This window comes from Pseudomonas sp. 05N434 (genome assembly GCF_056396965.1).
The window spans coordinates 1-6,946 of the sequence record NZ_JBFTMK010000252.1; the positions used below are offsets into that span (position 1 = coordinate 1).

A 6,946-nucleotide genomic window follows, 5' to 3' on the forward strand; every position below is an offset into this window, starting at 1 on the left:
ACCTTCTCCGATGCGATCCGCATGCTGGCCGGGCAAATGCTCAACGACCCGCTGAGCATCGAAGTCAGCCCGCGTAACGTGGCCGCCAACACCGTCAAGCAATGGGTGGTGACGGTGGATAAAAAGCGCAAGCCGGAGCTGTTCATTCACTTGATGCGCAAGGGCAAGTGGAAGCAGGTGCTGGTGTTCGCCAAGACCCGTAACGGCGTAGACGCGTTGGTGGAAAAACTCCAGGGCCTGRGCGTSAATGCCGACGGYATYCACGGCGACAAACCMCARGCMACYCGCCAGCGSGCRCTGGAYCGYTTCAAGGCCAGYGAAGTGCAGATCCTCGTGGCCACCGACGTGGCTGCCCGTGGCCTGGATATCGAAGATTTGCCATTGGTGGTCAACTTTGACCTGCCGATCGTGGCAGAAGACTACATCCACCGCATCGGTCGTACCGGCCGTGCGGGCGCAACCGGGCAGGCTATTTCGCTGGTCTGCGCTGATGAAGTGAATCAACTGTCAGCCATCGAGATGCTGACCCGTCAGACGTTGACTCGCCAGATGGAGCCGGACTTCGAACCTGAACACCGCGTGCCGGATACCGATGCCAGCGGTCAGGTGATCAAGAAGCCGAAAAAACCGAAGAAGCCCAAAACCTCTGGTGGCGGCAAGCGCAACCTGGGTAAATGGGTCGAGAGCGGTGAGGCGTCGGCGCCGGAGCCTTCGATCAAGCCGGTGCGTAAAGTGCCGGTGTTCAATACCGGGCCGCGTAAGCGTAAGCCTTGATCCTCTGAAGATCGTTCCCACGCAGTGTGGGAACGATCAGTGTCGGTGCTTCAACCACTCCACCATCCCCAACCCCGCCGCTCGCCCACTGGCGAAACACGCGGTCAGTAGATAGCCGCCGGTCGGCGCTTCCCAATCGAGCATTTCCCCTGCGCAGAACACGCCGGGTAGTTGCTTGAGCATCAAACGTTCATCCATCGCCTCGAACATCACGCCACCGGCACTGCTGATGGCTTCGTCCAATGGCCGGGTTTTCACCAGCGTCAGCGGCAATGCCTTGATTGCTTTGGCCAGCAGGGCCGGATCGGCAAAACAGTCAGCCGGTGTCAATTCCCGCAACAATGCTGCTTTCACGCCATCTAGCCCAAGCTGACTGTGCAGGTGTTTGGCCATGGAGCGTGAGCCGCGCGGTTTGCTCAGCGCCGCCTGGATTTTATCCACAGGCTTGCCCGGCAACAGATCGAGGTGAACGGTTGCCGAGCCATGTTGATTGATCGCTTCGCGGATCGCTGCCGACAGGGCGTAGATCAAACTGCCCTCAATTCCCGTGGCAGTGATCACACACTCGCCGAGTCGCGGCACGTCGTCATTGAGGCCGATGGCGATGTTTTTCAGCGGGCTGCCGGCGAATTTGCTGACCATCAATTCGCTCCAGGCCTGCACCTCGAAGCCGCAATTGCTCGGTTGCAATGGCGCCAGCCCTACACCGCGCTGTTCCAGCGGCAGCATCCAGGCACCGTCCGAGCCGAGACGCGACCAACTGCCGCCGCCGAGTGCCAGCAGGCTCGCATCCGCGTGAACGGTTTTTTCGCCTTCGGGGCTGTCGATTAGCAAATCACCGTTGTTATCCCAACCGAGCCAGCGATGGCGGGTGTGGATAACTACGCCGGCATCGCGCAGGCGTTTGAGCCAGGCACGCAACAGGGGCGCGGCTTTCATGTCGGTGGGAAACACCCGGCCGGAGCTGCCGACAAAAGTTTCGATGCCCAGGTCATGAATCCATTGGCACAAGGCTTCGGCGCCGAACGAGCGTAACAGCGGGGCGATCTGCGGCGCCCGTTCGGCATAGCGTGAGAGAAATGCCGGGTAGGCCTCGGAGTGGGTGATGTTCATGCCGCCGACCCCGGCGAGCAGGAATTTTCGCCCCACTGAAGGCATGCCGTCGTACAGATCGACCTTGATCCCGGCCTGGCTCAACACTTCAGCCGCCATCAAGCCGGCGGGGCCGCCGCCGATGATGGCGACGTGAGGGGGGAGGGAAGTGGAGGGCTGGGTCATGGCGAGAGCTGCGGCGTGGCGGAATAAGCCGCGCATTCTACCAGCCCTGCTCCCTGTGGGAGGATTCGAGGGCTGGTTAAAAAACAACCACCGCTCTGTAACCTATACCCCGCATGGGCTGCCGGCCCTTTCACTCAGGTTATCCACAGGCGGTTCCACAGGCATTGTGGGTAAAGACTCACACATCAATGACAACCTGATGACTGCCACACCCGTTGGGCGCTGTGATGGAGGATGCCATGACGGCGCGCCAGGGCCTTGCGGTCCTTGCTGTAGCCGCCGCCGATCACGCCGACCACCGGAATATCCCGGCCCAGGCAATGGCGCATCACGCTTTCATCACGAGCGGCGACGCCTTCGTCGGTCAGCTTCAGATAACCCAGGGCGTCGTCCTTGTGCACATCGACACCGGCGTCGTACAGCACCAGATCCGGTTGATAGAGCGGCAGCAAATAGTTGAGCGCATCGTCCACCACCTTCAGGTAATCGGCGTCGCCCATGCCCATCGGCAACGGGATGTCCCAGTCGCTTTCGGCTTTGCGTGCAGGAAAATTCTTTTCGCAGTGTAGGGAAACGGTCACCGCTTCCGGGGTGTTGTGCAGGATTCGTGCAGTCCCGTCGCCCTGATGCACATCGCAATCGAAGATCAACACCCGATTCACCCGGCCACTTTCCAGCAGGTAATGGCTGATCACCGCCAGGTCATTGAAGATGCAGAACCCGGCAGGGTGATCGTAATGCGCGTGGTGCGTGCCGCCGGCCAGGTGACAAGCCAAGCCATGTTCCAGCGCCTGTTCGGCCGCCAGCAGCGAACCGCCGACCGCCCGCACGGTGCGCCGGGCCAGTGCTTCGCTCCAGGGCAGGCCGAGGCGCCGCTGGTCTTCGCGGGACAACTCGCCACCCATGTAGCGTTCGATGTACGCAGGGTCATGAGCGAGGGCGAGAATATCCGCCGGGCACAGGTCCGGGCGCAGCAGATCGGCGTCGCGGGTCAGGCCACTGTCCACCAGGTGATCGCGCAGCAGGCGAAACTTGTCCATGGGGAAGCGGTGATCCGCCGGGAACTCGGGACTGTAGTCTTCGTGGTAGATCAGGGGCAGGGGCATGGCTGATTTATCGGGGAAGCATGTAGGAATGAGTGAACGATCCTACCAGCGATGTAGACTTGCGGCATGGAAACCGAGGGGAGGGGCACGATGGAGCCGATACTGGAACTCGAAAGCGCACGACTGTCATTACGGCAGTGGCGCGATGAGGATTTGCCGGCGTTTGCGGCGATGTGCGCCGATCCACAGGTGATGCGTTATTTTCCGGCGCCCTTGAGTCGGCTGGAAAGTGCCTCGCTGATAGGGCGGGTTCGCGGGCATTTTGCCGAGTATGGCTTCGGCCTCTGGGCACTGGAGCGCAAGGACACCGGAGCGTTCATCGGGTTTACCGGGCTGAGTGTGGTCGGCTTTGACGCACCGTTCACGCCAGCCATCGAAATCGGCTGGCGCCTGGCGCGCGAGCACTGGGGCCTGGGTTATGCCAGCGAGGCGGCTTGGACCGCTCTGCGTTGCGGGTTTGATCGCTTGGCGCTGCAAGAGGTCGTGGCGTTCACCACCGAAACCAACCTGCCTTCGCAAAAAGTCATGCAGGCGATCGGCATGCACCATGCCCCCGCCGATGACTTCGAGCACCCGCGGCTTGCAGAGGATCATCCGCTGCGCCCGCACGTGTTGTACCGCATCACCCGTGAGCAATGGCTGCAAACCTTGCATGGATAAGCAGGCACGGACGTTTACAATGGCCCTCATGTTGAACCGGGCCATAAACTGAATCGACCGCCGCAGCCAAGACTGCGCGGCATTATTGCTCTGTGTGAGGAGAGTCTGAATGAGCCAAGTGTTGGAAGATCTGGTAGACCTGCTGACCCTGGAACCGATTGAAGAAAACCTGTTCCGTGGCCGCAGCCAGGACCTGGGTTTCCGTCAGTTGTTCGGCGGCCAGGTGCTCGGCCAGTCCCTGTCGGCGGCCAGTCAGACAGTCGAAGAGACACGCCATGTGCACTCGATGCACGGTTACTTCCTGCGTCCGGGCGATGCGAAGTTGCCGGTGGTGTATCAGGTCGATCGGGTGCGCGATGGCGGCAGTTTCAGCACGCGCCGGGTGACGGCGATCCAGAAGGGCAACCCGATTTTCACCTGCAGCGCCTCGTTCCAGTACGACGAAGAGGGCTTCCAGCATCAGAGCCAAATGCCGCAAGTGGTCGGCCCGGAGAACCTGCCGTCGGAGCTGGAACTCACTCAGCAGCGCGCACACCTGATCCCGGAGCACATGCGCGAAAAACTGCTGTGCCCGAAACCGATCGAATTCCGGCCGGTGACCGAAAAAGACCCCTACAACCCGCAGCCTGCCGATCCGGTCAAATACGTCTGGTTCCGCGCCGATGGTGCGTTGGCTGACACTCCAGCGCTGCACAAATACCTGCTGGCCTATGCGTCGGACTTCGGCTTGTTGACCACCTCGATGCTGCCCCACGGCAAATCGGTCTGGCAGAAAGACATGCAGGTCGCCAGCCTTGATCATGCGTTGTGGTTCCACGCCGACCTGCGCGCCGATGACTGGTTGCTGTACGCCATGGACAGCCCGTGGGCCGGTAACTCGCGTGGATTCTCCCGTGGCAGCGTGTTCAACCGTGCCGGGCAACTGGTGGCCTCGGTCACTCRGGAAGGCCTGATTCGTCATCGCAAGGATTGGGCATGAGCCTGGCCGAGGTGCGGCACTGGGTGTTCGACATGGACGGCACCCTGACCGTGGCCGTGCATGACTTCGCGGCGATTCGCGTGGCATTGGCGATTCCTGCAGAACACGACATCCTCACTCACCTCGCTGGGCTGCCGGCCGAAGAAGCGGCGGCCAAACATGCGTGGCTGCTGGAACACGAGCGGGATCTGGCACTGGGTTCGAAACCGGCTCCGGGCGCGGTGGAACTGGTGCGTGAGTTGGCCGGGCGTGGTTATCGCCTGGGCATTCTCACGCGCAATGCCCGTGAGCTGGCCCATGTCACGCTGGAGGCGATTGGCCTGGCCGATTGCTTTGCGGTGGAGGATGTATTGGGCCGCGATGAAGCGCCGCCCAAACCGCATCCCGGTGGTTTACTGAAACTGGCCGAGGCCTGGAAGGTGCCGGCGAGTGAAATGGTGATGGTCGGTGATTACCGCTTCGACCTGGATTGCGGCCGGGCGGCGGGGACGCGGACGGTGTTGGTGAACCTGCCGGATAATCCGTGGCCGGAATTGACTGATTGGCATGCGCGCGATTGCGTGGAATTGCGGCAGCTGCTTTCGGCTTGAGAGATTGGGCGTCCGATCAGACGCCCCAAAACTCACTGCCCGAACAACGCCTTCTGCCCCTCGGGCGAGGTAAACATCCCGTCCCCATTGTGCCCGACGCCGGGCACTTCGATCAGCTGCTGACTCAACCCTTGAGGATGGCGCCGTTTCAGATAATTGAAATAATTGCGCCCGCGAATCAAACGAGAAGCGCCCTGGGCTTTGGCTTCGCAACTTTTATCCAGCGCCGGGTGATTCGGGTCGATGTCCTGCTGCCCGAGCAAATAAACGATGTCGCGTTTGACGTAGTTTTCTTCCATCTGCGCAGGCGTTTGCCCATTGGCATAGGCGGGCAAGTCCGCCAGCCCATACTTCCAGCGATTGAAGTTCGGACACCCCGCGTGACTGAACGCCACTGGCCGTTGCTCATTGAAATAGGCATACGATGAAGGATTGGCGATCACATAACGCACCTTCACCCCCGCTGTGTCGAGGGCTGGCTGAGGGTGGCTCAACATGGCGTAACGCTGAACTACCTGAGCGCCGCCCGAGTGACCGGCAATGACAATTTGCTTCACGTCCGGAAACTGTCGCCGATCACCCAGGCGAGCGATGATTTCGTCGAGCGCCGCGTAGGAGCTCAGCGTAAACGGCGCGGTGGATAACCCGCCGGCCATCCAGTCATTGCCGTGCCAGCGTAAAACGCTGTCAGGCACCGGGTGGCTCGCGATGTCGGTTTCATTGAGAAACTGTGGGGCGAGCACCAGGGTGTTATCGCTTTGCCCGGCTTGCTGGGCCGCGTGCTCGGCGCTCTGGCGGTAGGTTTCAGCGTTGCGCAAACGACCATGAATGATGATCAGCACTCGTTCGATATTCTTCGCCGGTGTCGGGCCGATGCCCACCGCGATTTCGCCGGCGCTCAACAGCAGGCGCCCGGAACTGATCTCCTTGACCCCCTGCTCGGCAGCCTGAGCGCTTGTGCAGGTGATCAACAGAGCTAACAACCACTTGTGCATTACAGATTCTTCGCGGCAAAGGTATCGCACTGGCCAACCTGGCCTTGTGCAAATCCGGCTTTGAACCAGCGCACCCTTTGCGCTGACGTACCATGAGTGAACGAGTCCGGTACCACGCGGCCCTGACCTTGCTGCTGCAAGCGGTCATCGCCGATGGCGTTGGCGGCGTTCAAGGCTTCTTCGATGTCACCGGGTTCCAGCCAGTTCAGGCGCTTCTGCGCAATGTTGGCCCARACCCCGGCCAGGCAATCGGCCTGCAGTTCCTGACGCACCAGCAAACCACCGTCGCCCTCCATTTGCYGGCCCTGCTGCCGGGCGGTCTGAATCTTCGCCGAAACGCCGAGCAAGGTCTGCACGTGGTGTCCGACTTCGTGAGCGATCACGTAGGCCTGGGCGAAATCACCTGCGGCGGAAAAACGCTGGGACATTTCCTGGAAGAAACCCATGTCCAGGTAGACCTTCTGGTCTGCCGGGCAATAGAACGGACCAGTCGCCGATGTCGCCAATCCGCACGCCGAGTTCACCTGATTGCTGAACAGCACCAGGGTCGGGTCTTTATATTGC

8 protein-coding genes are annotated in these 6,946 nt (G+C 61.1%); 4 read left to right on the forward strand and 4 right to left on the reverse strand.

What is annotated here, in order from left to right:
• The coding region (locus tag AC1DLB_RS16845; protein WP_477785309.1) for a helicase-related protein at positions 1 to 774 on the forward strand (774 nt) is incomplete at its 5' end.
• A gap of 36 nt (positions 775 to 810) precedes the next feature.
• Here AC1DLB_RS16845 and AC1DLB_RS16850 read toward each other — a convergent pair.
• A complete protein-coding gene (locus tag AC1DLB_RS16850; protein ID WP_177343116.1) occupies positions 811 to 2,052 on the reverse strand; it encodes a TIGR03862 family flavoprotein in 1,242 nt (413 codons plus the stop codon).
• A 185-nt stretch (positions 2,053 to 2,237) separates the two neighbouring features.
• Positions 2,238 to 3,158: a histone deacetylase family protein gene (locus tag AC1DLB_RS16855; RefSeq protein WP_018925789.1), complete on the reverse strand. Its 921-nt coding sequence runs from the start codon at positions 3,156 to 3,158 to the stop codon at positions 2,238 to 2,240.
• A 90-nt stretch (positions 3,159 to 3,248) separates the two neighbouring features.
• Here AC1DLB_RS16855 and AC1DLB_RS16860 point away from each other — a divergent pair, with 90 nt between their 5' ends.
• The 3 genes from AC1DLB_RS16860 (at position 3,249) to AC1DLB_RS16870 (ending at position 5,387) form a co-directional block, all read left to right on the forward strand.
• Positions 3,249 to 3,818 (forward strand): GNAT family N-acetyltransferase, encoded by a 570-nt coding sequence (locus AC1DLB_RS16860; RefSeq protein WP_019581317.1) that lies wholly within the window; start codon positions 3,249 to 3,251, stop codon positions 3,816 to 3,818.
• Positions 3,819 to 3,927: 109 nt separating this feature from the next.
• Complete coding sequence (gene tesB, locus AC1DLB_RS16865; protein ID WP_477785310.1) at positions 3,928 to 4,797, forward strand: acyl-CoA thioesterase II; 870 nt, start codon at positions 3,928 to 3,930, stop codon at positions 4,795 to 4,797.
• Positions 4,794 to 5,387: an HAD family hydrolase gene (locus AC1DLB_RS16870; protein WP_028938856.1), complete on the forward strand. Its 594-nt coding sequence runs from the start codon at positions 4,794 to 4,796 to the stop codon at positions 5,385 to 5,387. Before tesB ends, AC1DLB_RS16870 begins: the two co-directional genes overlap by 4 nt.
• A 32-nt stretch (positions 5,388 to 5,419) precedes the next feature.
• Here AC1DLB_RS16870 and AC1DLB_RS16875 read toward each other — a convergent pair whose 3' ends face one another.
• Positions 5,420 to 6,382, reverse strand: a complete 963-nt coding sequence (locus AC1DLB_RS16875; protein WP_086945923.1) for an alpha/beta fold hydrolase — start codon at positions 6,380 to 6,382, stop codon at positions 5,420 to 5,422.
• On the reverse strand, positions 6,382 to 6,946 hold a 565-nt coding region (gene ypfJ / locus AC1DLB_RS16880), incomplete at its 5' end, for a KPN_02809 family neutral zinc metallopeptidase (RefSeq protein WP_477785311.1). The genes AC1DLB_RS16875 and ypfJ, both read right to left, overlap by 1 nt.